25 protein-coding genes are annotated in these 22,068 nt (G+C 41.1%); all 25 read left to right on the top strand.

Annotated elements, in window-relative coordinates; translation table 11 throughout:
- The first annotated feature begins 4 nt into the window (after nucleotides 1-4).
- The 25 genes from R7F07_RS17965 (at nucleotide 5) to R7F07_RS18085 (ending at nucleotide 21,869) form a co-directional block, all read left to right on the top strand.
- Nucleotides 5-724, top strand: a complete 720-nt coding sequence (locus R7F07_RS17965; RefSeq protein ID WP_025633933.1) for a hypothetical protein — start codon at nucleotides 5-7, stop codon at nucleotides 722-724.
- A gap of 18 nt (nucleotides 725-742) precedes the next feature.
- Nucleotides 743-1,060 carry a hypothetical protein gene (locus R7F07_RS17970; RefSeq protein WP_025633931.1) on the top strand — a complete coding sequence of 106 codons (318 nt, stop codon included), beginning with the start codon at nucleotides 743-745 and terminating at the stop codon, nucleotides 1,058-1,060.
- 255 nt (nucleotides 1,061-1,315) lie between these two features.
- On the top strand, nucleotides 1,316-1,489 hold the full coding sequence (locus tag R7F07_RS17975) for a hypothetical protein (RefSeq protein WP_155486753.1): 174 nt from the start codon (nucleotides 1,316-1,318) through the stop codon (nucleotides 1,487-1,489).
- Nucleotides 1,482-1,745, top strand: coding sequence for a hypothetical protein (locus tag R7F07_RS17980; RefSeq protein WP_025633930.1), 264 nt, complete (start codon nucleotides 1,482-1,484; stop codon nucleotides 1,743-1,745). The genes R7F07_RS17975 and R7F07_RS17980 overlap by 8 nt, the downstream gene beginning before the upstream one ends.
- Before the next feature lie 299 nt (nucleotides 1,746-2,044).
- Entirely contained in the window at nucleotides 2,045-2,626 is a 582-nt protein-coding gene (locus R7F07_RS17985) for a DUF2913 family protein (RefSeq protein ID WP_054574998.1), read from the top strand.
- 625 nt (nucleotides 2,627-3,251) lie between these two features.
- On the top strand, nucleotides 3,252-5,108 hold the full coding sequence (locus tag R7F07_RS17990) for a DNA cytosine methyltransferase (protein WP_025636632.1): 1,857 nt from the start codon (nucleotides 3,252-3,254) through the stop codon (nucleotides 5,106-5,108).
- 484 nt (nucleotides 5,109-5,592) lie between these two features.
- Entirely contained in the window at nucleotides 5,593-6,666 is a 1,074-nt protein-coding gene (locus R7F07_RS17995; RefSeq protein ID WP_025636739.1) for a hypothetical protein, read from the top strand.
- A gap of 514 nt (nucleotides 6,667-7,180) precedes the next feature.
- Nucleotides 7,181-7,666, top strand: a complete 486-nt coding sequence (locus tag R7F07_RS18000) for a hypothetical protein (protein WP_025636715.1) — start codon at nucleotides 7,181-7,183, stop codon at nucleotides 7,664-7,666.
- Nucleotides 7,667-7,737: 71 nt separating this feature from the next.
- The gene (locus R7F07_RS18005) at nucleotides 7,738-8,433 is read left to right on the top strand and encodes a hypothetical protein (RefSeq protein WP_025636716.1); all 696 of its coding nucleotides are present in this window, start codon (nucleotides 7,738-7,740) and stop codon (nucleotides 8,431-8,433) included.
- A 441-nt stretch (nucleotides 8,434-8,874) separates the two neighbouring features.
- Nucleotides 8,875-9,519 carry a hypothetical protein gene (locus R7F07_RS18010; RefSeq protein ID WP_025636769.1) on the top strand — a complete coding sequence of 215 codons (645 nt, stop codon included), beginning with the start codon at nucleotides 8,875-8,877 and terminating at the stop codon, nucleotides 9,517-9,519.
- Nucleotides 9,519-9,812, top strand: coding sequence for a hypothetical protein (locus R7F07_RS18015; RefSeq protein ID WP_025636768.1), 294 nt, complete (start codon nucleotides 9,519-9,521; stop codon nucleotides 9,810-9,812). The genes R7F07_RS18010 and R7F07_RS18015 overlap by 1 nt, the downstream gene beginning before the upstream one ends.
- 465 nt (nucleotides 9,813-10,277) lie before the next feature.
- On the top strand, nucleotides 10,278-10,670 hold the full coding sequence (locus R7F07_RS18020) for a hypothetical protein (protein ID WP_025636765.1): 393 nt from the start codon (nucleotides 10,278-10,280) through the stop codon (nucleotides 10,668-10,670).
- Nucleotides 10,671-10,696: 26 nt separating this feature from the next.
- Nucleotides 10,697-11,131 (top strand): hypothetical protein, encoded by a 435-nt coding sequence (locus R7F07_RS18025; protein WP_025636763.1) that lies wholly within the window; start codon nucleotides 10,697-10,699, stop codon nucleotides 11,129-11,131.
- A gap of 501 nt (nucleotides 11,132-11,632) precedes the next feature.
- A complete protein-coding gene (locus R7F07_RS18030) occupies nucleotides 11,633-12,823 on the top strand; it encodes a class I SAM-dependent methyltransferase (RefSeq protein ID WP_025636575.1) in 1,191 nt (396 codons plus the stop codon).
- Between the two features lie 88 nt (nucleotides 12,824-12,911).
- A complete protein-coding gene (locus tag R7F07_RS18035; RefSeq protein ID WP_254919935.1) occupies nucleotides 12,912-13,043 on the top strand; it encodes a hypothetical protein in 132 nt (43 codons plus the stop codon).
- A gap of 184 nt (nucleotides 13,044-13,227) precedes the next feature.
- Complete coding sequence (locus tag R7F07_RS18040; protein ID WP_025636572.1) at nucleotides 13,228-13,659, top strand: hypothetical protein; 432 nt, start codon at nucleotides 13,228-13,230, stop codon at nucleotides 13,657-13,659.
- 50 nt (nucleotides 13,660-13,709) lie between these two features.
- On the top strand, nucleotides 13,710-13,838 hold the full coding sequence (locus R7F07_RS18045) for a hypothetical protein (protein WP_257390153.1): 129 nt from the start codon (nucleotides 13,710-13,712) through the stop codon (nucleotides 13,836-13,838).
- A gap of 513 nt (nucleotides 13,839-14,351) precedes the next feature.
- Complete coding sequence (locus tag R7F07_RS18050; RefSeq protein ID WP_138058894.1) at nucleotides 14,352-15,872, top strand: LPD25 domain-containing protein; 1,521 nt, start codon at nucleotides 14,352-14,354, stop codon at nucleotides 15,870-15,872.
- A gap of 788 nt (nucleotides 15,873-16,660) precedes the next feature.
- A complete protein-coding gene (locus R7F07_RS18055; protein ID WP_025636822.1) occupies nucleotides 16,661-16,954 on the top strand; it encodes a hypothetical protein in 294 nt (97 codons plus the stop codon).
- A 36-nt stretch (nucleotides 16,955-16,990) separates the two neighbouring features.
- Complete coding sequence (locus tag R7F07_RS18060; protein WP_025636820.1) at nucleotides 16,991-17,200, top strand: hypothetical protein; 210 nt, start codon at nucleotides 16,991-16,993, stop codon at nucleotides 17,198-17,200.
- Between the two features lie 475 nt (nucleotides 17,201-17,675).
- A complete protein-coding gene (locus R7F07_RS18065) occupies nucleotides 17,676-18,266 on the top strand; it encodes a hypothetical protein (RefSeq protein ID WP_077202324.1) in 591 nt (196 codons plus the stop codon).
- Nucleotides 18,263-18,460, top strand: a complete 198-nt coding sequence (locus R7F07_RS18070; RefSeq protein ID WP_025636691.1) for a hypothetical protein — start codon at nucleotides 18,263-18,265, stop codon at nucleotides 18,458-18,460. Before R7F07_RS18065 ends, R7F07_RS18070 begins: the two co-directional genes overlap by 4 nt.
- 179 nt (nucleotides 18,461-18,639) lie before the next feature.
- Nucleotides 18,640-18,951 (top strand): hypothetical protein, encoded by a 312-nt coding sequence (locus tag R7F07_RS18075; protein WP_025636688.1) that lies wholly within the window; start codon nucleotides 18,640-18,642, stop codon nucleotides 18,949-18,951.
- Nucleotides 18,952-19,688: 737 nt separating this feature from the next.
- Nucleotides 19,689-20,219: a hypothetical protein gene (locus R7F07_RS18080; RefSeq protein ID WP_025636817.1), complete on the top strand. Its 531-nt coding sequence runs from the start codon at nucleotides 19,689-19,691 to the stop codon at nucleotides 20,217-20,219.
- Between the two features lie 468 nt (nucleotides 20,220-20,687).
- A complete protein-coding gene (locus R7F07_RS18085) occupies nucleotides 20,688-21,869 on the top strand; it encodes a DGQHR domain-containing protein (RefSeq protein ID WP_025636717.1) in 1,182 nt (393 codons plus the stop codon).
- Nucleotides 21,870-22,068: the final 199 nt, after the last annotated feature.

The following is a 22,068-nucleotide window of genomic DNA, read 5'->3' on the forward strand; positions in this document are numbered from 1 at the left end:
CATTTTGTCAGATTTAGACTTCACAAAGCACTGGACATCCGAACGTACCCGCAAAAAGCAAACAGCTCTAACAAAGCTATCAAATGGACTTCTAAAAGAAGTAGTCGAAGACCCATTCTCTAGAGACTTGTTTGAACTCGAAGAAATTGAAGCGATGAAAGTCGCAGCAAAGGCTTTGAGTAAAGCAAAAGAAAAGTTTACCAAAATTAAAGAGAAGAAAGCCCGTATCGAAAAACGTAAGGCTCAAGAGTTAGCAAACATCAATAAACAAGCGAAAAAATATGCTATTGAGGTATTAGATTCGCTTAATTCCAATCCGGATACTTTTACACGAGAACAGCTGTGCCTATGGGTGACGGTCGCTCACTTTACTAGTTCTGTTTTAGATCCTGAGAGTTGGGAGATAGACATTAACGATAATATTGCTAATCACTATTTAGAGAGTGATCACGCATTAAGAAGGCGTAATGTTTGGACTATGAGAAGTAAGGCTCTAAACGCTTTCGAAAATTATTTTAAAAGAGCATGGCAATTCTCTTTTGAAACAGACTCTTGGGTAGTACGAGTGCCAATTAAAGAGTCCGTAGCACAACTTAAGGCACTAATAAATCATGATGAGTACATCAAAAATGAAAAGCTATATGCTCATTTACTTGAGCCTTTAGAGGCTTACAATCGTGAGGTTGATGCAATTAAACGACGCAAGAACATGAAGTCTATTTAACCAGGAGAAGATTCACCAATGACATACGAAGAATTGTACGCCGACTGGGAGTATTTGTTTAAAAAAGTTGGCTGTGCTGAAGACATGACGGGTGGTTATGTTGACTCTGAAGATTTAGAGGAACTACTTAAAAAGCCAACTAAATCTACAGCAAAGAACTGCTTGAATAGACAGATCGATTATTGGTTCAGAGCTGGAATTCAGTTCGACTATGACCTCAAAGGTAGGTCGGTTTTCGATCTCATAGAAGAGTATCCGAAGATAGAAGAAATCGCAGACAGACACTTTGTTGATTTAGATGATTGTCCCGACCCTTTCGTTAAGACAAATGATTAAAGGGGAAAGCATGGTAGATTTATCTATTTATAATATTCGACCTGAGCCTAAAGAAGCTGTCTGCATTGGCTGCGGGTGTAGTGATAATAATGCATGTTTTGAGAACTCCCAGGCATGTTATTGGCTAAAAGTGGATAGAGAAAAACAGCAAGGTGTTTGCTCAAACTGTCATGACCTTTTGTCTCAGTAAATTTAGGAAATGGATGAATTTTCTATAATCACAATCGCTTAATGCCTAACTATAGGAAGGAAATAATGAGTCGTCTTGAAACACTTATAGAACAGAGCAATGATGAACTTTGTAGTGTGTCAGTCCCTGTTAAAGAACAGTGTCTGAACCGATGCAATGAATGTCCAGTTGATGATGAGTTAATTGGAACGTTGACAACAGATAGTAAGAGCTCAACAGAAGAGTCACCAAATGAGTGAGAAAGTACTTCTAGGCACATTATTGGTTGCAGGTTTTTTGTTAGCAGTGAGATGGGCATTTAAGAGTGATACATCTTCATTTGATGAAGCACTTAACAGGTTTCTATCAAGTGAACAACGAAAAGAGAAGAAAGGTAACTCAAATCCTAGTAGTGCTTACGAACGACGCAGGAAGGCTATGTTTAGCGGCACAGATTCGATGGGTTGCTATCAAAAGCACAAAAAGGCCAACGAAAGGCTTCATCGTAAAAGGTGAACCTTAGATAAAAAAATAGGCCCCATATCATGCAATATGATGACCTGGTTTATTAATTGGTCTGGGATGTATTGGTGTAGGAGAGGAATAAAGTTTCATGCTGGTTGTCTTGAGCATCCACAGATTGAGCGGTCCCATTCAAATACGTTTCTGGACAATTATCATTTTCGGAAAATCAAACATTAGCAATCCATGAACAACTCTATGTCTGGGAAACTACTCCCGAACTCATTATTAAGGTTGATTTAAAACGCCCAGCCCCAATATTCTTATAATCCACCCACAACGCTACCTTGGCTATGCAAATCAAACGAGACTTTGACTACTACCACAACCTTCACAACGTCATTACCCACGCCCTGCTTCATTTGCTGTGTCAGGTTTCCGCATCTTCCCGTTTTGTTCCAGTAAAATCACGCAATGACATACTGATAAAGTACCTTAAGCCAAAGCTCAACGATAAGTCGTTATCGAATATCAAAAAAGACATCAAACTGATGATCAGCTTAGCAAGAAAAAAAGGTGGGAACCTAGAAATGAAACTGCATCAACTTAATTCACAATCGAAGCATACAAAACTCATCGGTGCTGAAAAGCTTTATAACCTACTCGTACACCTTTATGACGTAGAGGGTATCGAATCAAGACTGTTTGAGGAGGGTAGTGAAGCGGAGCCTGGGATTCTTTATATGCTAGAGGAACAAGTCGAACACGGTTTTGACCAAGAACACAATCAACTCACCCCGTTATCGATGCTTATCCAACTAGAGCGTGCACCTGAATTAATTGAATCGATTAATGCTCACGGCCTATTTCTTGCTGAAATGAAAGAGTGGAACACCGAGAAACATCAAGCCCACATCTTAGTACACCCAGCTTAAAAAAGCTGGCTAGCCATCATTTAAACGCCCGCTCATTCTATCTTCCATGAACTGGCTTCACCAGCTAGTTCTAAGTTGGACATAAACGTTTTAGAAATGGCGGCGTACTCTGATGGCTGCCATTAAGTATAAAACTTTAATACTCAGTATCAAACTTATTGCTTAGTAACGAAACTTTATTCCTCACAAACAAATGGAGTTAATGGGTTTGAAAGCTCTCCACTAACAGGGTTCCCCCTAGTCGCCACCGAGGCCCACCCGCCGGACTTACCCCTGCATTACTAAGTCTCGTTCCTCGCCAAGTATTGCCGCTCATGGGCTGTTGTCCACCAGCGCTAGTACGATGCCAACAAAACCCCATTGTCACCGTCCTAGCAGAATGCTGGTGGCCATATGATCCGCCTTCGGCGAGCTAAAAAGCATTTGTAACGCTTTTCTTAACGGCTTCGCCTAAAAAGCTGACCCTCTATCGAGCCCTATTGTGTCGCCTTTGTCCGGCCCAAAGTCCAGATAATAAGTTAATTATATTTCACAAAGGTTAGTGTTTAAATGTGGTATCTATTTGTTGTTTTTTATATAATTATGACATAGTTAAGGCAAGTGAGATCAATTGCTTGGGGGCAGTATGATAAAGGTATTAGAGAAGAAAGTTTCTCTCCATAGAAATAAACTAAGAGTATTCTTCGAAGGGCAGTATTTACTAATGGCGGGTTTTAAAGGAGGGGCTAAGTTTCAGCTTAAGTCTGACCGTACAAAGAAAGAAATTAAAATAGTTATTGATCGTTTCGGCTCTCGACAAGTGACCAACTCAAGACGAAACGGTAAAGAGCGACCTGTCATTGACTTAAAGCACGCTGATTTAGATATTTTCGGAGACCATGTAAAAGCCTACATCAAAGATGGTGAAATCCGAATTGTCGAATTGCATTCAGTCCAAGAGATTCGTGACAGAGAGCTGAGGTTTAAGGATATGACGAGAAATCTTAAGCCTTTAAACCATGCCGTATTCAGCTTTAATTCTAATTTAGTACTCCTTTCTAACGAGTTGGAATACAACTCGCCAATAGAGCTGTTTGATCTAAAGAAGAGTAGCATCAAGGCTGAAGTGATTAGCTTACAAGGTGCGCCAGAGGCTAATTGTTACTTTTACTTAATGACTGCCTTCATCAAAACACTTCAACCATCTGCAATTTTTATAGATACACAGTGGACAGATCCTCTTGAAGCCGCATTTTCACATACTATGAAAAATATGGGTTACGTAAAAAATGATGAATTGAATGGTTACTTATCTAAAAATATCACAGGGGCTGAGCTTGGTTCTGCTTCTGTTGAACTAACTCCGGCTTCACCTATCAAGAAGTTAAGTCTCGATAGAGTGATAAAGACTTGGAGGAATCTCAAACAAAAAGAGCGTGTTCAGAGAGCTATGTCAAAGTACAAAGCGAATATACCTTTATCCACTTCAGATATATTTAATGGTATAGGGGTATTGTGCTCAAGTATTTCCGATGGACTTAAGCGGAGTAAGCTTTCTACTTTCGTAAAGGTAATTGTCGAATCGAGTGAAAGGTACTTCAATGCATGTCTGCAAAATAATCCTGTGTGGGCTGTGGAGGCACCGGAAGAGCAATACGGATTAAATATGCGATTGGAGAGTGTTGATTTGTCCAGAGGTGGCGTTAGAACGGAAGTCAATTCAGGATCGCTGCCTTGCGAAGGGAGTTCCATAAGCGGCAGATCTAAGAACGGAAATAAATTTGCAGAAGCACACAAAAATACAGGCGGGTGTTTTATCGATTTCTTGCATTGGCAGTCGATAACGAATCCAATTATTTCTGTTTTTGAGAATGTTACTTCATTTACTAAATCAAACTCATACGCTGTTATCGTAGATACGTTTAGTAAAGTGTTTGGGTACAACTTTATAAATATGACATTAGCAGGTTCTCAGTTTGGTGCACTTGAAGATAGAAAGAGGCTTTGTGGTATTGGATACTGCAGCTCCTTCAAAGAGGGTTTAAAGGACTTTATGCCCCAAAAGGTAAGGACAACTTATAAATATAGCTGCTTAGCTGATGTACTCGATGATATACCTGAAACTCATGAAAGCTATAAGCCCTATACATATTTAGTGGAAAAGGAAAAGAGAGACATTGCTCAAAAGAAAGGCTTTCGACTCCAGTGGCTTAAGCCTACTGCTACAAAGGTAGGGTGCATAACCAAATCATACCAAAAGTGTCGATCTACCGATCCATTTCTAATCCATAGCAATGGTAAATTAGCTAGGTTATTTACAACTGTTGAACATGCCAAGTGCAAGCAAATACCAGAATCGTTCGTTCGCGATCTGACCGTAGGACTAGCCCACGAATGTTTGGGCCAGTCGGTGATTTACTCGGCCTTTTGTTGGGTTGGTGAATGGGTTGGTAAGTGGCTTAACAATGTGTTAAACACACAATACGAGCGAATGGCGGCATAGAATCTAAATAGAATATCGACCTGCAATAGAGCTCTTTTTTATTGCAGGTTATGAATTTCTCTCCACTAACAGGGGTTCCCCCTAGTCGCCACCGAGGCCCACCCGCCGGACTTACCCCTTGCATTACTAAGTCTCGTTCCTCGCCAAGTATTGCCGCTCATGGCTGTTGTCCACCAGCGCTAGTACGATGCCAACAAACCCCCGTTGTCACCGTCCTAGCAGAATGCTGGTGGCAATATGATTCGCCTTCGGCGAGCTAAAAGCATTTGTATCGCTTTTCTTAACGGCTTCGCCTAAAAAGCTTTCCCTCTGTCGAGCCCCATTGTGGCCCCTTTGTCCAGGCCAGAGTCAATCTAAATAGTTAATTATATTTAACATTTATTTGTGTGTTAATATGGTATTTATTGGGGGTTGTTAGTATAATTAACACATCAAATAAATACGTTAAATCATTTGTTAAACATAGATAGCTTGGGGGCTACAGATGCAAAATTTAGTTAATAAAAAAATCGAGGAATACATTGGAGAAGACAAGGATCTGCTTGAATATAAGAGCCAGCTTGATCCTTCATCAATTGAGCGAGCTTTTAATGGCCAATCTCAATTTCCTGAGCGTCACGCCGCTCAAGCAGTAGTTGACTACTGCAACGCATTACGGACATTCAAAATTTCACTTCATGAGCTGATCAAGTCCACTTCGGAAAGCGCACCATCGAAGGCGTTTAATTGTTCAGTGGAAGAAATTGTTGAAATTGAGTTTGAAGAATTTCAAAGAAAGTTAAAACGCTACTTCGATGAGTACATAAGTGCAGAGTCCAAATGTATCTCATGGCATGTAACAGGGCCAGCGAGATTCCCTGTGGCGAAAGCAGAAAAGGCCAATAAGAATAGTAGGGATAAGCTTAATCAATATGCAGATTATCCTCAGAGAGCCTTAAAAGCCATTGCAAAGAAACTGTTCCCCGATGGGGATGGTTCAGTTGTCAAAATGTCATCAGATAACCCGGTTGAGCAATTAAGAATTAAAATTAGTGAAGCGGAAACAATGCATGGCTACATGAAAATAGCTAATCGTTTAGTGCCAGCTGCATATAAAGCGTCTGAAAATGGAGAGCTTACAGATAATAGTGCTGCTGTACTTGAAAACAAGATGCTTGAACGTGGTATACCTCAAAACCTCCTTAAAACGTTTTTGGAGCCAAATCCAATAGTAAACACTTGGGGACGATTTAGCTTAGCAAACTCAAATGCTAATATCCGACGATTAAAACAACGTTTAGTCGAAGCAGAGCGAGTCGAAGAAAGTCGAAATTCAAACTCATTAGAAGGTGAATTAGAAAATGGAATTAAGCACGGGGTTATTGATGGGCGCATTGGTATTTGGTTAGGTGGTAGGCCACCGAAAGAGGTTACCCAAAGACTAAGAAAGTTTAGCTTCAAATTCTCACCAACCCGAAATAATGCATGGGTTCGCGCTCATACTGTGAATGCTGAGGCGGTATTTAAGAGAGACGTAGTACCATTTCTTGAACAGCTAGATCCTCAAACATTTGATTAAACGCTCCCCAAGCGAAAAGCCCTTGCTTACAAAGCAGGGGCTTTTTTTTGTCCGTATAAATTCAATAAAAGAAATAGAGACCTTGCAAGAAAATTTCTCTCCACTAATAGGGGATACCCCTAGTCGCCACCGAGGCCCACCCGCCGGACTTACCCCAGCATCACTAGGGCTCGTCCCTCACCAAGTTCTGCCGCTCAAGGCTGTTGTCCACCAGCGCTAGTACGATGCCAACAAAACCCCGTTGTCACCGTCCTAGCAGAAAGCTGGTGGCCACATGAATCGCCTTCGGCGAGCTAAAAGCATTTGTATCGCTTTTCTTAACGGCTTCGCCTAAAAAGCTGTCCCTCTGTCGAGCCCCATTGTATCGCCTTTGTCCGGGGTAAAGTCAACCAATATAGTTAAATATACTTAACTATATTTAATGTTTAAATGTGGTATTTTAGGGCGTATTTTAGTATAATTTCCTTAGTTGCTTATGTAACTATCTATTTTAAAACAATTGCTTGGGGGCAATATGAAGATTTCATCATTCGATAAGAAAGTAGTCATTTCATTACTTAATCAGCTGACACCCGAAAAGACTGAAACATCCACGGAGAGAAACGGCGAAATAGACAAAGTAGCCCTAGCTGTTCGATTAGGGAAAATCCGATTCATTAAACAAGAAGACCAGTATGTAGATTTAAAAGCTCTATCTGGTGACCTATTTAATCCTGATGTGAACATCGATATAAGTAAAGAAGAACTTAAGCGAAGTGAAAGTGCTTTTAGAGTGCGCGTTCATCGTGAAGGTGTTTGGATTGTCGAATCGCAATATTGGACCGGGAGAGCTTGGGAAGGTATCGAAGGTATCTCAAACAATGTTATTTGTGGCTTTGTAGGTGATGACTTTGTTGGCTCTGGATACGAACTGGATTTAGGTCGCGAAGCACTTACTGCATACAATAGCCAACCCCTAGACGCGCTTGGCTTTGTAATTGATCCGTTCCGTCAAGAATAGTAATCGGTAAATCTAACGTGTATAGAGGGCTCAATGGCCCTCTTTTTTATAAAAAGTTGCTTGGGGGCAGTATGGACAGAATCATAAAGATCAACGAAGAAAAGAAGGCACAAGTAAAAAAAGCACTTACACTAGCATTCAAGTGCGTAAATGCTATTCAAGGCAAACGTCTTAGAAGCATCCGAACCCAACCTATTCAGAGCAAATACGGAAATTCCGACAAGGTGCTAGCATGCTGGTACAAACAGGTACGTGAATTCGAAACCAAACTTGGGTACTTACTGGATGATTTAAATACGGTGCTCCCTTACCTGGAGTGGGTCAATCAAGTACAAGATTTAGGAATCAAAAAATCTGAATGCAAAGGCCAACTTTTAGAGGTTGATTACATTACATGTAATCTCCTTACCAATCTGATTTACAAGTGTACCGCTTTTACAGAATCCTCAGAACACCAAGTAGGTCGATTTACATTCCACGAAATACTTCATGAGTTCATAAATTTAATGACTGTAAGGCATGCACTTGTTTACGGGCTACCACCTAAAATTGAAACAGTCTTCCTAAAGATGATCCGCAATAAACAATCAAGCTTTTTTAAGAATGGCTTTATCCCAGATCTGTTTGTTGTTGATGCTTGCAGTGAGATCAATAACACACTTAAAGCCATTAAATGTAGTAAAGATCGCGTATCTACCCACTCTGTAGAGCCTGGGTATAAGCTTACAGCTGAAGAAGCTAGCTACTACGATTTATATATACTGTAGAAAAATTTGACTGGTCATTATGGCCAGTCAAGCGCTCTCCACTAACAGGGGTCCCCCCTAGTCGCCACCGAGGCCCACCCGCCGGACTTACCCCTTGCAATGCTAGGCCTCGTGCCTCGCCAAGTATTGCCGCTCAAGGCTGTTGTCCACCAGCGCTAGGACATTGCCAACCAACCCCCGTTGTCACCGTCCTAGCAGAATTCTGGTGGCCATATGATTCGCCTTCGGCGAGCTAAAAGCATTTGTATCGCTTTTCTTAACGACTTCGCCTAAAAAGCTTTCCCTCTGTCGAGCCCCATTGTGGCCCCTTTGTCCGGGCCAAAGTCAACAAATATAGTTAATTATATTTAACAATCATATGTGTATTAATATGGTATTTATGTGTGAGGTTAGATATAATTATTAACAGTTAATCAATGATATACATTGCTTGGGGGCAGTATGGAAAATTTAGCATTAAAGTTAGTACCCGTTTCAGAACAATTTGAATCAGAATCCTTTTATCAAACACCTGAAGAGATCAAGAAGGAGTTCGAGGTCTCCTCAAAAACTTCAATCGCACGTAAATCTGTTAGTGCCCCATTAAAACAGTTTCTCTCACAGTTCCCTCATTTAGTGTCAGCCCCAGCTTTGAACTATGCGAAAGGGCGTGAACAAGAAAGTAAGGACACTCAAGCTATATACGATTTATCAGGTATGTGTGCAGAGTACGATTACACATTTTGTCCTGATCTAGACATTCTTAAAGCGCATTACTCATTTGTATATTGTGGATATTGCACCAATGTATTGCCCCCTTTACCCAGAAAACAGGTCTGGAAAAACCTAGCTAAGCTCTGTAGTCAAGAGGGCGGCATAGTCGTTGTTTCAGCTCGCTCTAATACGGACCGAGGAATTAAGGGAGTACCGGAGTTTGATGGGTTTCGTACACTCCGAGGTACGTATCAAAAAGGATATTTTAAAGATGAGTTGTTTTTTGAGGCGAAAGAAGTCTTTTCCCACGTAATAGAGCTCAAAACAAAGGGCGCATTTAGGATGGTCATTTGTTCACACTCGAACATCAATTTAGACCAAGGGGAAGGCTAATGTTTGATATCAACAACCAATATACAACAGTTGAGCTTAGCACTGGCCATATAAAGGAAGGAGATGTAGTTGCCCTTGATGAAATCTCTAAGGAAGAATTTTCATTAGTAGCAAAACGAAATACGGGCTATTTCATTAAATTGCATACACAACACGATTTAAATATCCGTAAAGAATATTCTGACGAGCTAAATTTTATTCTTTCGAAAGCAGCCCAATTGGGTTTTAAGTGTGTAGAGTTAGATTCAGATGCAGGAGAAGAGCGATCATTGCCGATCTTTGAGTGGTCCTAACCTATAGAATTTAGCCATCGTCTCGGTGGCTAAATTGCTCTCCACTAATAGGGGTTCCCCCTAGTCGCCACCGAGGCCCACCCGCCGGACTTACCCCTGCATCCCTAAGGCTCGTTCCTCACCAAGTGCTGCCGCTCAAGGCTGTTGTCCACCAGCGCTAGTACGATGCCAACAAACCCCCGTTGTCACCGTCCTAGCAGAATGCTGGTGGCCATATGAATCGCCTTCGGCGAGCAAAAAGCATTTGTATCGCTTTTCCTAACGGCTTCGCCTAAAAAGCTGACCCTCTATCGAGCCCTATTGTGTCGCCTTTGTCCGGCCAAAAGTCAATAAATAAAGTTAAATATATTTAACTAAATTTAGTGTTGTTATGTGGTATTTAATAGTCTATTTGGTATAATGGCTATTATGGATTGGGGCAGAAATGCTTTAATCGTTGATTGATATTCAGGGCTTGGGGGCTTTATGAAAATTATCGTAACTGAAGGTGCATTTAAAGGTTGCAAGGGAGCACTACTTGAAGTGCTGGAAGATGGATTCTCTTATGTAAAACTTGAGACTTCAAAGGGTAGTGAAATTAAAGTTGTTTTGCGGGGCAATGAGTTTGACCAATATACGGAGTTTTTAACTTCAGTTCGATTTGGCTCTTCAGAGAGCAAAGCTTTCGTTGTCAGTGCTATCAATCCTAAGCATGCAGCCTATATTGCAGCCCAGAACATTAAAGAGTGTTGTAAAAATGAAAATGTTCATGACTTTTTTGTCGATTTGGTAGCTGACCGGGAATTCAATATCAGTCAAGGATTTCAGTTCTCATCCAAAGAGCTAGAGCAAGATTTGTTTACTGGCTTAATAGCTTAATCTCAAGGAGTAAGAGAGGAATATCCATGCTGAAATATATTGAAAATAGCTTAACTTCAATACCATTGTGCGAATCAAGGTTTACTTCTGGAGAGGAGGTCATTGTCGTTAATGGTTATGGCTTAGTTCTGCAAGGCTTCAAAGTGATAGGTTTCTCACAACCGTGTCAAGAGAGGCAAGCCTATATTCACTTAGATTGGGACTGCTATTGGTTCTCATTACCAGATAGCAGGGTATTTAAAACCTATGAGCTGAGCTCTTTTTATCGTATCTACTCACCAACCAAAGGATTTTTAGGTTTGGACGATGATAACAGCCTGATCTGGCTCAGTAACTCGCAATACAGTGAACTTTACAGTCAAACCACAAAAGACAATTTTTCAGCTACTTCAATGTGTGAAAACGGTGTTGCTGATGCTGTTTATGTTAAAGCATTAGACTCAGAACCTACCAGGGATTAACGCTCCCCAAGCGACCAGCCCCGGCAATATTGTCGGGGTTTTTTTTGTCTCTCGTGTTAATGAAATCATAGAACTAAAATAGAAACTTAAAATTGCTCTCCACTAATAGGGGGTTCCCCTAGTCGCCACCGAGGCCCACCCGCCGGACTTACCCCAGCATCACTAGGGCTCGTCCCTCACCAAGTTCTGCCGCTCAAGGCTGTTGTCCACCAGCGCTAGTACGATTCCAACCAACCCCCGTTGTCACCGTCCTAGCAGAATGCTGGTGGCCATATGAATCGCCTTCGGCAAGCAAAAAGCATTTGTATCGCTTTTCTTAACGGCTTCGCCTAAAAAGCTGACCCTCTATCGAGCCCTATTGTGACGCCTTTGTCCGGGGCAAAGTCAATGTGATTAGTTAATTATATTTTACTTTATTTAGTGTTTAAATATGGTATTTGTCTATGGGGTTAGATATAATTATTACCAGTTAATCAATTAGATATATTGCTTGGGGGCATTATGGAAATTACAACATTTATAGACGAAGATGGTCTGTCATTCATTCTTTCACAATCATTAGGAAATGTTGAGGTGCTTTATGACTGCGGCTCTTCCGTACTTCTAGACACCCCTAGTAAAGCGGAATACAAAAAAAAATTTGGTGCTAGTCGTCCCTCAAGAGCAATAGTTGTTCACAGCGATACAAAGCCCAATTGCTTAAAGAGTCTGTTCATTATCAACAATATGAAAATGTCGGCACCCTTAGAAGACACTTTCTATTACCAATGGCTGGAGAGAAATGAGTGCGATACTCGCCAGGTAACAGGCAATAAGATCATTGATAAAGCCAATTTTTTGAACGCTCTTGGTTTCCACCCAGACATTCACTTCATCAGTGAGGATACTTTGACTGTAATCAAGCATGCACATGACCATTTCTTTTTCAACAAACTTAATGAGAAAGAGCAATCTGATGATCACTCCATTGAACATGAACTGTCATTGCTTCTACCAATAGACAACACACTAGTATTACCTCAAAAGCAGCTGAAGCACTACAAAGCGATAAAGAACTTATTACTTAAGGCTGGAGGCAAATACAAAAAAGGTGCATTTCATTTCGAGTATAGAAACGTAGTTGATATACAAAAGAAACTTATCGAAGGAGAAGAGCTCAATGATAAGAAAAAATACCAAATGTTTTTCTCTCCGGACACTCTAGCAGATGAAATGATGATTGACTTAGATCTCAGGCCTGAACATAGATGGATGGAACCTAGTTGCGGCGATGGTAGGTGTGCAAATCGTATGGCTCGAATTAGTGATAATGGTGTTGCTATCGAGCTGAACCCTCAGAACTTCGACATGCTTAAGCATCATAGATACGCAACTCACTGTATGGACTTTATGGAGTACCCTGAGGGTAATAAGTTCGACCGTATTTTGGCTAACCCCCCATTCAATAAGCACCAGGACATTAAGCATATAAGAAAGATGTTCAATCACTTAGACATCGGTGGCCGCTTAGTTACCATAGCAAGTGATGGAGCGGTTAACGGGACCCGTAGAATTCAAAGAGAATTCCAAGAATGGCTGAAGGAGCTGGGCGCATCGGTCACTAGTTGTAAAGAAGGGACTTTCTCCGAATCTGGTACACAAGTGAAGACTGTAAAAATAGTGATTTCAAAAGGTAAATCTAATGAGTGTTAAATGTATAGCAAGACCTAAAGAAGGCGAGAGCTGTTTAATTACTGGACTAGAGGCATCTAATCTATATTGCTATGGGGAAAATTTTATCTTGAAGGAGTTGGTACCAGCTCCAGCTGATGGTTGGACCTACGAAGATTTAGAGGAGTGCTGCTCTAAGTTTGAATACGATTATGCAGATGTCTATCTAGGCGAGCAATGGATAGGCAGCACAGAAATTTAGTGGTTAATTGAGAATGCCATGGCCTTAGATTTTTTAAGGGCCATGTCACCCCAGGAATTCACTAAAGACGAACAGAGTAATAGAAAAAATACCACAACATAGATGTTATAATGTGGTATTTTAATTCGTGTTTTGTTATACTCTTTACATGGCTTGTTAATAAATTCAATTGCTTGGGGGCAATATGAGACACAATAATATTCTCATTTCTTTTGAAGAAATGAAGCAATTTCTCAAGTTTCATTACAGACATTCACGGCTATATGGCCGTAACAAAGATAATGGCTGGGATGATGGATACGGTGACCGCATTGTAGAGGCTTATCATATCGATATCATTAACGGTAAGCGCTGCTATATCTCCCGGCATGAGCACCAGAAAGCTGATGGCTTAAGTTTCTCTTCCCAGGATGTATTCAACTATATTGGATACATTTCATCAAATGACACCCTCGAGGCTGAGCTTGAAGTGTTAAAAGAAATGCTAGGCACTGACAGTCAAACAGAACCTAAGTTAGGTAAGAGCTCACATGTTACTACTAAAGATTTGGCAAAACAGAAATATGCTATTTACACGAGAATTTTAAGCCTTCGACCTCGAGCTAAAGTTTCTTGAGGATTACCAGTATAAAGTTTTATTTCGTTCGGCAACTAGGAGCTAATCTTATGAGTAACAATATTATCGCTTTCTTATTAATAGCAGCACTTTCTCCCTCGGTCAGCGCGGTGGGTCAAATCGATGAGAACGTGAAATATACCTCAATACCAACGGTTCATCATCTGAACCAAAAGTAGTAGAGATACTTCAAAACCCCTCAAAAAAACTCAGTGTTAAGCACTGAGTTTTTTTTTGTCCTGTGAACAAGATATTGAGATGAATTTTCTCTCCACTAATAGGGGTTCCCCCTAGTCGCCACCGAGGCCCACCCGCCGGACTTACCCCTGCATCCCTAAGGCTCGTTCCTCACCAAGTGCTGCCGCTCAAGGCTGTTGTCCACCAGCGCTAGTACGATGCCAACAAACCCCCGTTGTCACCGTCCTAGCAGAATGCTGGTGGCCATATGAATCGCCTTCGGCGAGCAAAAAGCATTTGTATCGCTTTTCTTAACGGCTTCGCCTAAAAAGCTGACCCTCTATCGAGCCCTATTGTGACGCCCTTGTTCGGGCCAAAGTCAATAAATAAAGTTAAGTATATTTTACTATTTATAGTGTGTTAATATGGTATTTATTGGGGGTGTGAGTTATAATGTTTTTAAGTTAAGAGAACAACTTATTCTTAATCTATTTTTCCGATGCTTGGGGGCAACGATGATTAAACCAATTTCAGTTACTGTATTATTTTCTGAATCAAAAATGCTTGAAGAGAAAGATTACTCTATCGAAGATTTTGAACAACTTGCTCATGAAGTAGCTGCAAAATGCGAACTAGGGTATGAAAAGACAGATGTTAAGGTAACTTTCGATTCTGGCACGATTTTCAATATTGACCTAAGCCTGGGTCGTGGTTGCGACAAAAGTATAAAAGAGCGCCTAGGGAAGTTGAAATCGTATGTAGAAGAATTCAAGGAGCGATTGACACGAGAAGAGCTGCTTGAGTTTGGTTTTCTAACTAAGGTCGATTTAGAAGATATCGACAACAGCAAGAACAAGGCACTTTATTCCTCTATTATTGCCGAAGAAGCTAAGCGCAAGGAAGAGGAAGAAAAGAAAGCATACGAAGAAAGGCAAAAGCGCATAATGGAACATCGGAAAGCGGTAGAGGCTTTCCAGGACAACTTATCTATCCCTGAAGATGCCCAGGCGGTTATCGTTGCCAAATTTACCTCTATGAGTGATAGATCAGACCCTTATACTGATTATTATGAAACACAAACTAATAGAACCATCATCCTGGCATGGTCAAAGCACACCCGAGATCTATTTTCTGAGATGCGTAAAGCAGCGCTAAACCACCAAGACACCGCAGCCCTATCCGACAAAGAGCTTAGTACAGAGCACAGAGAAAAGTATTCTATGGGACGAGGCTTTTATCTGACAAATAAAGATTACATTCGTTGCGGTATAGAAATTAGAAAGATAGTGCTCAACACGAACGATAAAAAATCAAGTGTTCCTTATGGAGAAATAGCTATTCCAGAAAAGAAGGTTACTGGCAAGAAAACAGAAAACAGTAGTAATCAATCCGAAGTAGACCTTAAGAACTCTATTGTTGGGAAGGCCAAGCCAATTGAGGTGATGCATCACACAAAAAAAGGCCATTTAGTTTTCGTGGTGAACTTCGAAGAAAAACAAAGCCCTGATGTTTTTAAGTCGTTGCTTTCAGTGGCTAAGGAGAACAATGGGTATTACTCAAAGTTTAAATCTGATGGCGCTATCCCAGGTTTTCATTTTACTGACCGTTCGGATGTAAATGGCTTCTTCAAATGCATTGGTATGTTGGCTGATTACTCATGCCTTAACGAGCCATCTAGTAATGGTCAGCAAGACAACTCTAACAAGGAGCCTATCAAGCTTAATCATTCCGAAGTCGTCAGCGTCGAAAGTGGAAAAGAGAAGGAAGGGCAAGGAAGTAGCTACATCAAATCTATGATTGCCAATAAGAAAAAGCAACATGAAGATGTAAAGAAATGGATTGGATTTACTAAGGTTATCACAGTACAGGTGGGTAGCTTTCCACAGGAACAGATAGATAAGCAGTCATTTCTCGATATGTCAGAGTTGTTCTTAATGTCAGAACCAATCGTTAGTAATAACACTGTGGTTTATAGCTATGAAGATACGATTTTCACACTCGAACTTGAAGCAAACATTAGCTTGAATGTACATTAGACTTGGTATTGGTTTTGGGTTGTTTTTTATGTGGAAATTATATTATTACAATTTAGGTGGGTCAGCAGTAGAGAGAAAGCCTGAACCTCTTTCGCATACTTTAGAAGACAGCCTGAACATTCTCGAGCGTAGGTTTAAAAGCCAATGCCTAACAGAAGTGGTGAAGGCTAAACATTTTTCCTTGTACTCTATCTGTGTCCCCCATAAGGGAAAGAGCAATCAAAAGTCAATTAGTGGAAGATTGCTGGTATATAGAGAACCAGCACCAGAATAACCGCTCCCCAAGCGACCAGCCCCGGCAATATTGTCGGGGCTTTTTTTTCTCTGGTGTACATAAAACCAATCAACTACAATCGAAACATAAAAATTTCTCTCCACTAATAGGGGATACCCCTAGTCGCCACCGAGGCCCACCCGCCGGACTTACCCCTGCAGCGCTAAGGTTCGTTCCTCACTAAGTGCTGCCGCTCAAGGCTGTTGACCTCCAGCGCTAGGTCGTTGCCAACAAACCCCCGTTGTCACCGTCCTAGCAGAATGCTGGTGGCCATATGATTCGCCTTCGGCGAGCTAGAAGCATTTGTATCGCTTTTCTTAACGGCTTCGCCTAAAAAGCTGACCCTCTATCGAGCCCTATTGTGTTGCCTTTGTCCGGTCCAAAGTCAATCAATATAGTTCAGTATATTTTACTATGTAAAATGTGTAAATGTGGTATTTTAGGGCGTGTTTTAGTATAATTTCCTTAGTTGCTTATGTAACTATCTATTTGAAAACAATTGCTTGGGGGCAATATGAAAACAGAGTTCTGCAATTACGATAATCTTAAAAAAGTCGCTCAAGGCCAAGCAATGCTCTTTGTTTGGCCAAATGAATTAATCAATAAATCACTCACAACAATTTCTTTTACTGATGAATCTAAAGAACTAGGTCTTCAACCACTACTGATAGACGCATTCACTGCTTCCATATTAGTAAAGGTGTTAGATGCGCTAAGAGAATCAACGCAAGATAAGGTTAAAGAGAGAATTCAAACAGACAGAGCGAACTTCTGTCTGTTCTACGAAAGAGCAATGAGTGTCATCTGACAAGCAAGATCATTTGTAAATGTTAGGAGGAAAGACATGTTTAAGTACTTACCAATAGCAGCTTTTCAAGCTGAATCGTTGCCAGAGACGAATGCAATTGCTACTACCCCCGATAAAACTGAATATTATCTAGACATAGCCGCTGCCAAGGAGCTTTCAGTATATGACCAACTGGTAGATATTGAGCCAGAAATTGCCACATTGGCTGAAAGCGGTACGGAAGTAATAAACCTAAGTGTTTACTAATTAATGGGTACTTGACCCCAGGTAAGCCGCAATGAGTAAACATTGCGGCTTACCTGCTCTCCACTAACAGGGGTTCCCCCTAGTCGCCACCGAGGCCCACCCGCCGGACTTACCCTTGCAATGCTAGGTCTCGTGCCTCGCCAAGTATTGCCGCTCAAGGCTGTTGTCCACCAGCGCCAGGACATTGCCAACAAACCCCCGTTGTCACCGTCCTAGCAGAATGCTGGTGGCCATTAGAATCGCCTTCGGCGAGCTAAAAGCATTTGTATCGCTTTTCTTAACGGCTTCGCCTAAAAAGCTGACCCTCTGTCGAGCCCCATTGTGTCGCCTTTGTCCGAGGTAAAGTCAATCAATATAGTTAAGTATATTTAACCATATTAGGTGTGTGAATGTGGTATCTTATGGCATGTTTTAGTATAATTTCTTTAATTGCTAATGTAACAATACATTTGAAAAACAATTGCTTGGGGGCAATATGACCAAAACAATAAGCAGCTTATCTATAAGCAAGAGAAAGAAGTACATAACTACCTGCGGAAAGACCATATCGTTGTGCCCTGAAATGCACATCTGTAACTATAATTACATGGATCAATATGGTACTCAGATTGCGAGAAGGAAAGAGCTGTTCCAGAAGAATGAAAATGCATATCTCTATTTTTCATACAATCTGGAACCAGGCAGTCCAGTGTATTACTTTTCGAATGGTTACAATGGGATTCACATCGATGACGTAGACCGGGAGGACTGTCTATTCTTCGGTATTATCCTCACTACTCAGATCATAGAAACGGACCTACTCATCATTTTTTTAATGTCTAAGATGCTGGTCAAAAAGAAAATCAGAGAAGGGACATATGTCTATGGCATTCATGACAAGACACTACCAGGACAGCTAGCACACCACGAAGTCGTATGGGATAAGCGCAAACAACTTTTCAACGATCATTCTGAAGTAATTAAGAAAATAAATGAGATTCATAGCTACCTTACAAGCAAGGAGATATTAGAACTCCATAAGGAGGCCGTTCATCATTCAATCACTGCTAGTAAGGAGAATGTATGAGATTAGTAGGATTAAAGGTATTCAATAAAGATAAAGTATTAAAAGGGAAGGTTACCCAGCAATACACATCCAGTACTGATGATAGGGAGGTGCTACTAATCAACGATGATTATGAGATCTGTATAGAGCAGGTTGATTACATACTCTTCACTCTAAAGCCGGATGAGCGTGGTGAGCATCTAAGAATAAAATAACCTTATGATAGCGGCTCAGGTCCGCTATCGAGCCTTAAGCCAGAAGAAAACATAATATCAGTCTCTTTCAATATCAAAGCTCTCAATAGACTACCAAAATTACATGTGTATAAATGTGGTATTTAACTCGGCCACTTGCTATAATATATAATAGTTGTTAGCAATTGCTTGGGGGCAATATGAAATTTAGAGAAATTGATGGAAAGCAACAGGTTTGTTTCGAACTGGAGGACATTCCAAGTTTTGGCAGTGACATCTGGTTTCAGGTCGAATGCTTAGATGGTCTGTATTGTTTGCTTCTTAGTTACCTACGAAATTGCGGACCAACAAAGCAAGAAGAGACGATAAATAAAAAACGTAGACTCGCATTGCTACACATAAGAAAAGCATGGTGGATAATAAAAAGACAGAGATTACCTTTAGATGTCGTCAAAGGATTTAGTGTGTCAAACAAGTTTGCAAAACTTAAAGGCTTTACAGTTCTAGGATAGATTAAACTACAAGGTAATTGAGTGATGACTGATACAAGTGATCTACGACATGTGTATAGGCTAACACAGCTTGGCAGTGGTACATGTAAGTTTGGCGACTGTGAAGTTTGCAACGAGCATTTTGATACCGGTTACTACCTAGTTCAAATGAGAGTGTATCTGAATAGATTTACCGGGAATGAACATTTGACATATTCAGGGTGTTTTACACTATTTGGTCATAAAGAGTGCTTGATTACTCAAACATGACTATATCGATGATTTTTATCATACGCTAAAAAGAGGCTCCCAAGGGAGCCTCTTTTTATTAGGTGGGTTTGTGAGATTTTAGCTCTCCACTAAGAGGGGTCCCCCCTAGTCGCCACCGAGGCCCACCCGCCGGACTTACCCCTGCATCCCTAAGGCTCGTCCCTCACCAAGTTCTGCCGCTCAAGGCTGTTGTCCACCAGCGCTAGGACGATGCCAACAAACCCCCGTTGTCACCGTCCTAGCAGAATGCTGGTGGCCATATGAATCGCCTTCGGCGAGCAAAAAGAATTTGTATCGCTTTTCTTAACGGCTTCGCCTAAAAAGCTGACCCTCTATCGAGCCCTATTGTGTTGCCTTTGTCCTTCCCAAAGTCAATAAAATATGGGAACAATAATTTATAAAATATTGTGTTATCATATGGTATATTTGTAAGGGTTAGTATATAATAACGCCAGTTTAATCAATTATTTAAATGCTTGGGGGCATGTATGGAATTAAATACTTTTACACATATGGTTACTGGAGAGGAAACTTTTATACCTGCTATGGTATTCATCCCTAACACGAACCAGCGCTTATCAGTGATGTACTGCGAAGAGTTAAAGGCGGTTGTTTGTATCAATGGGGGTTTATTCCTACCAGCTGACACTGAAGCAGCTTGCAATGGAGGCGTTGCTGGTACTCTTCAACTAGCATCGGCTTATGAAGTAGGACAGAAAGAGGACACTAAAAAAACAATCAAGCTAGGCTCATGTGAACCAGGCACAGCAACAGAATTTGGTACTGTTAGTAAGTCAACAAACACAAAACAATATAACGCTATCGTCTTATACAACTCAATAACTGGGAGTATTCATTCAGCGTATGATGACGAAGAAAAGGCAAATAGCGCTTTTGATAAAATCTGGTCATTAACGCAGTTCCCATCAATGAGGCTCAAAAAGCTGACTTACTGGTCAGACATTGGTAAGGCTCATCAATACCTAGAAGGTGTATCAGTAGACTCTTGTTGTGCTTGATATCAACAACCTGCCCAAAGCGGCAGGTTGTTGATTTGCTCTCCACTAACAGGGTTCCCCTAGTCGCCACCGAGGCCCACCCGCCGGACTTACCCCTGCAGCGCTAAGGTTCGTTCCTCACTAAGTGCTGCCGCTCAAGGCTGTTGACCTCCAGCGCTAGGTCGTTGCCAACAAACCCCCGTTGTCACCGACCTAGCAGAATGCTGGTGGTCATAAGATTCGCCTACGGCGAGCTAAAAGCATTTGTATCGCTTTTCTTAACGGCTTCGCCTAAAAAGCTGACCCTCTATCGAGCCCTATTGTGTCGCCTTTGTCGGGGCTAATGTCAATCAAAAAAGGCAACAATAATTATTAAATATTTGGTGTTACAATGTGGTATTTTTTGGGGTGAGGGTGTATAATAAATACATGAAAACAAAGGCATAGTTTTCATGTTAACTGATTTTTAAATAGCTTGGGGGCTAAAATATGTCAATTGATAAAAACTTCGCATACTCACTTCCTTGTACTGTAGGTAAGCAATTCAAACCATTTCATCTAGTGAATGTTCCAGCTTCAGTATTGGTCTCACTACTAAACATCGATAACAAGGGTAGTGTACTTAAACGTAGCCAGCGAGAGGTAAATATGAAGCGAGCGAAAGATTTCGCGAAATACCTTGTGAACAACTATAAGCGTTTTTACATCATCCCAACTATCATTGGTGTGGTTGTGTCGAAGAAAGATAAAAAGCCTGAATTTGAAGAGGTTATGGAAGGAGCGCGAGTTGGTCTACTTCATATATCTATGGATAGTTCCATTAAGCTATTCGATGGCCAACATCGTTCTGTTGGAATCGACTTCGCTCTAGAAATGTTGTGTGATGAACTCGCCGAGTTAGGTTTTGATCTAGAGAACGTAGATGTTCCTATTATGCTATATACGAACTTGACACTTAAAGAGAGGCAGTTGGGCTTTTGTGACATCAACCAAAACTTGGCCAAACCTCAACAAAGTATTTCAGATGCCTTTAATACACGTGACCCTCTTCCATGTTTAGCTCGTTACATAACTGAGAACTGCGTTGCGTTTAAAGACCTGGTTGATATGGAGCACAATACGATCACCAAGAAGTCTGAAAAGTACTTTCCTTTGAAAGCTATCAAAGATATCAACCAAATCCTGCTGGGGTTGAGTAAGGAAGTAAAAGAAATCTCTGATTCAAAGTACCAGCTAGCAAACGAGTTTTGGACTACTGTTTCTAGAGCCATGGGTTGGGGAGGCTTAGCATTCAGCGATACGTCAGCAGAAGAATTCCGTAATACCTGTATTCTAACTCATGTAGCTACACTAAAGGCTGTTGCAGTAGCTGGAAATATCGCAATGAATCACTATGGCTCTCTCGAAGCAGTTCAGTGGGATAAGCTTGAAGAACTTAACTACTCACGCGATCTAGGTACGTCTGACTTTACTGGCCGCATCATAGATGACAAGAGTGGCAATATGTCAGTGAATAAAACTAGCATTGACTTGGCTGCAAATAAACTCCTTACAACCCTGGGTGTACCACTTTCTGAAGCACGGCAAAAGTTAGAGGATCAGTACTTTGGTTCTCAAAGTATGAGCGATGATAGTGGTGACATTAATGGAGCAACAGAACAAGCCGCTTAACCAAGCTTTAATTAGAGAAGCCCTGACTAAGTTCAGGGCTTTTTGTTGCGAGTAAACAATATAACGCATTCACAATTTTCTCTCCACTAACAGGGGTTTCCCCTAGTCGCCACCGAGGCCCACCCGCCGGACTTACCCCTAAGCACTAAGAATCGTTCCTCTTCAAGTGCTTCATTTAATGAAACCCTAGAGCAATCTG

This window comes from Vibrio sp. YT-16 (assembly GCF_033337405.1).
Lineage (GTDB): Bacteria > Pseudomonadota > Gammaproteobacteria > Enterobacterales > Vibrionaceae > Vibrio > Vibrio alginolyticus.

Coding starts and splice junctions, on each gene's coding strand:
- R7F07_RS18080 (WP_025636817.1), top strand. CDS start 19,689: ATGGAATTAAATACTTTTACACATATGGTTACTGGAGAGGAAACTTTT.
- R7F07_RS17995 (WP_025636739.1), top strand. CDS start 5,593: ATGCAAAATTTAGTTAATAAAAAAATCGAGGAATACATTGGAGAAGAC.
- R7F07_RS17985 (WP_054574998.1), top strand. CDS start 2,045: ATGCAAATCAAACGAGACTTTGACTACTACCACAACCTTCACAACGTC.
- R7F07_RS18005 (WP_025636716.1), top strand. CDS start 7,738: ATGGACAGAATCATAAAGATCAACGAAGAAAAGAAGGCACAAGTAAAA.
- R7F07_RS17970 (WP_025633931.1), top strand. CDS start 743: ATGACATACGAAGAATTGTACGCCGACTGGGAGTATTTGTTTAAAAAA.
- R7F07_RS18085 (WP_025636717.1), top strand. CDS start 20,688: ATGTCAATTGATAAAAACTTCGCATACTCACTTCCTTGTACTGTAGGT.
- R7F07_RS18040 (WP_025636572.1), top strand. CDS start 13,228: ATGAGACACAATAATATTCTCATTTCTTTTGAAGAAATGAAGCAATTT.
- R7F07_RS18010 (WP_025636769.1), top strand. CDS start 8,875: ATGGAAAATTTAGCATTAAAGTTAGTACCCGTTTCAGAACAATTTGAA.
- R7F07_RS18065 (WP_077202324.1), top strand. CDS start 17,676: ATGACCAAAACAATAAGCAGCTTATCTATAAGCAAGAGAAAGAAGTAC.
- R7F07_RS18025 (WP_025636763.1), top strand. CDS start 10,697: ATGCTGAAATATATTGAAAATAGCTTAACTTCAATACCATTGTGCGAA.
- R7F07_RS18070 (WP_025636691.1), top strand. CDS start 18,263: ATGAGATTAGTAGGATTAAAGGTATTCAATAAAGATAAAGTATTAAAA.
- R7F07_RS18020 (WP_025636765.1), top strand. CDS start 10,278: ATGAAAATTATCGTAACTGAAGGTGCATTTAAAGGTTGCAAGGGAGCA.
- R7F07_RS18030 (WP_025636575.1), top strand. CDS start 11,633: ATGGAAATTACAACATTTATAGACGAAGATGGTCTGTCATTCATTCTT.
- R7F07_RS18000 (WP_025636715.1), top strand. CDS start 7,181: ATGAAGATTTCATCATTCGATAAGAAAGTAGTCATTTCATTACTTAAT.
- R7F07_RS18055 (WP_025636822.1), top strand. CDS start 16,661: ATGAAAACAGAGTTCTGCAATTACGATAATCTTAAAAAAGTCGCTCAA.
- R7F07_RS18075 (WP_025636688.1), top strand. CDS start 18,640: ATGAAATTTAGAGAAATTGATGGAAAGCAACAGGTTTGTTTCGAACTG.
- R7F07_RS18050 (WP_138058894.1), top strand. CDS start 14,352: ATGATTAAACCAATTTCAGTTACTGTATTATTTTCTGAATCAAAAATG.
- R7F07_RS17975 (WP_155486753.1), top strand. CDS start 1,316: ATGAGTCGTCTTGAAACACTTATAGAACAGAGCAATGATGAACTTTGT.
- R7F07_RS18045 (WP_257390153.1), top strand. CDS start 13,710: ATGAGTAACAATATTATCGCTTTCTTATTAATAGCAGCACTTTCTCCC.
- R7F07_RS17980 (WP_025633930.1), top strand. CDS start 1,482: ATGAGTGAGAAAGTACTTCTAGGCACATTATTGGTTGCAGGTTTTTTG.
- R7F07_RS17990 (WP_025636632.1), top strand. CDS start 3,252: ATGATAAAGGTATTAGAGAAGAAAGTTTCTCTCCATAGAAATAAACTA.
- R7F07_RS18015 (WP_025636768.1), top strand. CDS start 9,519: ATGTTTGATATCAACAACCAATATACAACAGTTGAGCTTAGCACTGGC.
- R7F07_RS18060 (WP_025636820.1), top strand. CDS start 16,991: ATGTTTAAGTACTTACCAATAGCAGCTTTTCAAGCTGAATCGTTGCCA.